The organism is Pseudokordiimonas caeni (assembly GCF_026719705.1).
Lineage (GTDB): Bacteria > Pseudomonadota > Alphaproteobacteria > Sphingomonadales > Kordiimonadaceae > Gimibacter > Gimibacter caeni.
The window spans coordinates 2,501-5,201 of record NZ_JAPPRR010000005.1 but is presented as its reverse complement, the minus strand read 5'-3'; the positions used below and the strand labels follow the sequence as shown (position 1 = coordinate 5,201).

General features: G+C 53.9%; 2 rRNA genes (1 of these 2 only partly in view). Both read right to left on the bottom strand.

Annotation, left to right across the window (positions count from 1 at the left end):
- Positions 1–22: 22 nt before the first annotated feature.
- Positions 23–137: ribosomal RNA gene (rrf, locus tag OU694_RS16355) — 5S ribosomal RNA — on the bottom strand.
- A 97-nt stretch (positions 138–234) separates the two neighbouring features.
- Positions 235–2,701: ribosomal RNA gene (locus OU694_RS16350) — 23S ribosomal RNA — on the bottom strand; it runs 277 nt beyond the window's last position.

Genomic DNA, 2,701 nt, shown 5'->3' with positions numbered 1-2,701 from the left:
GATGTTCCTCGCTATTTTGTAGATCTGGCGGCGACCTACTCTTCCGCAGCTTGAGCTGAAGTACCATTGGCACGAGGCCCTTTCACTTCCGGGTTCGGGATGGGACCGGGTGGTTCGAACCTGTCATAACCACCAGATCGACAAAATAGCGATTGTTTTGCGTTTGCGTGTTGTCGAGACATGCTGCTTGATCTTCCATTTGGCTGAGTGAGTTTTGATCACTGGCTATGGAGGGCTCTCAAGCCTATCGAGCAATTAGTACCGGTTAGCTTCATGTGTTACCACACTTCCACACCCGGCCTATCAACGTGGTGGTCTTCCACGGCTCTCAGAGAGACCTTATCTTGAGGGAGGCTTCCCGCTTAGATGCTTTCAGCGGTTATCCCGTCCGCACATAGCTACCCTGCGATGCGGCTGGCGCCACAACAGGTACACCAGAGGTGCGTTCACCCCGGTCCTCTCGTACTAGGGGCAACTCCTCTCAAGTCTCTTGCGCCCACGGCAGATAGGGACCGAACTGTCTCACGACGTTCTAAACCCAGCTCACGTACCACTTTAATCGGCGAACAGCCGAACCCTTGGGACCTGCTCCAGCCCCAGGATGTGATGAGCCGACATCGAGGTGCCAAACACTGCCGTCGATATGAGCTCTTGGGCAGTATCAGCCTGTTATCCCCAGCGTACCTTTTATCCGTTGAGCGATGGCCCTTCCACACAGAACCACCGGATCACTATGACCGACTTTCGTCTCTGTTCGACTTGTCAGTCTCACAGTCAGGCAGGCTTATGCCATTGCACTCGACGAGCGATTTCCGACCGCTCTGAGCCTACCTTCGCGCGCCTCCGTTACCATTTGGGAGGCGACCGCCCCAGTCAAACTCCCCACCACAGAGGGTCCCAGTCCCGGCTTCACGGGACGTGGTTAGACATCAGGAACAACAAGGGTGGTATTTCAAGGATGGCTCCACCGGAACTGGCGTCCCGGCTTCAAAGCCTCCCACCTATGCTACACATGTTATCCCTAATGCCACTCTGAAGTTGGAGTAAAGGTGCATGGGGTCTTTCCGTCTGACCGCGGGTACTCCGCATCTTCACGGAGAATTCAATTTCGCTGAGTCTGTTCTGGAGACAGTGGGGAAGTCGTTACGCCATTCGTGCAGGTCGGAACTTACCCGACAAGGAATTTCGCTACCTTAGGACCGTTATAGTTACGGCCGCCGTTTACCGGGGCTTCAGTTCGCAGCTCTCACCGCTCTCCTTAACCTTCCGGCACCGGGCAGGCGTCAGACCCTATACGTCGTCTTTAGACTTCGCAGAGCCCTGTGTTTTTAGTAAACAGTCGCCACCCCCTGGTTTGTGCCCCCACCAATGAGTTGCCTCAAAGATGGGCCTCCTTCTCGCGAACTTACGGAGGTAATTTGCCGAGTTCCTTCAGAACAGTTCTCTCAAGCGCCTTGGTATACTCTACCAGTCCACCTGTGTCGGTTTGGGGTACGGTCTATAAGGAGGGGCTATTTCCTGGAACACCTTCGCGGCCCGCTCAATCCAATAAGAGCGAACAACTTACAGTATTCGTCACATCCCTCCAGGCTCTGGAATATTAACCAGATTCCCATCGACTACGCCTTTCGGCCTCGCCTTAGGGGCCGGCTCACCCTGCGCGGATTAGCCTTGCGCAGGAACCCTTGGACTTTCGGCGACAGTGTCTCTCACACTGTTTGTCGCTACTCATGTCAGCATTCTCGCTTCCGATACCTCCAGCATGGCTCGCGCCACACCTTCAACGGCTTACGGAACGCTCCGCTACCACTTGATCATAAGATCAAATCCACAGCTTCGGTACTTGTCTTGAGCCCCGGTACATCTTCGCCGCAGGACAGCTTATTTAGACCAGTGAGCTGTTACGCTTTCTTTAAATGATGGCTGCTTCTAAGCCAACATCCTGGTTGTTTTGGCCGTCCCACATGCTTTCCCACTTAGACAAGATTTAGGGACCTTAGCTGGTGGTCAGGGTTGTTTCCCTCTCGACTATGGACGTTAGCACCCACAGTCTGTCTCCCAGGCTCTACTCTACGGTATTCGGAGTTTGGTTAGACTTGGTAAGGCTCGCGCCCCCCGCATCCATCCAGTGCTCTACCCCCGTAGGTAATACCTGAGGCACTACCTAAATAGTTTTCGCGGAGAACCAGCTATCTCCCGGTTTGATTGGCCTTTCACCCCTAGGCACAAGTCATCCCCGTCTTTTTCAACAGACGTGGGTTCGGTCCTCCAGTCGGTGTTACCCGACCTTCAACCTGCTCATACCTAGATCACCGGGTTTCGGGTCTAATCCACTTAACTCAGTCGCCCTATTCAGACTCGCTTTCGCTACGCCTACACCTAACGGCTTAAGCTTGCTAAGTAGACTAACTCACTGACCCATTATACAAAAGGTACGCCGTCACCTCACATGGAGGCTCCGACTGCTTGTAGGCATTCAGTTTCAGGTTCTCTTTCACTCCCCTCATCGGGGTGCTTTTCACCTTTCCCTCACGGTACTTGTACGCTATCGGTCGCATGGTAGTACTTAGGCTTGGAAGGTGGTCCTCCCACGTTCAGACAGGATTTCACGTGTCCCGCCCTACTCGAATCTTCTCTCTCTTCCGTCCCGTACGGGGCTATCACCCACTATGGCCTGCCTTTCCAGACAGTTCCGGTAAAT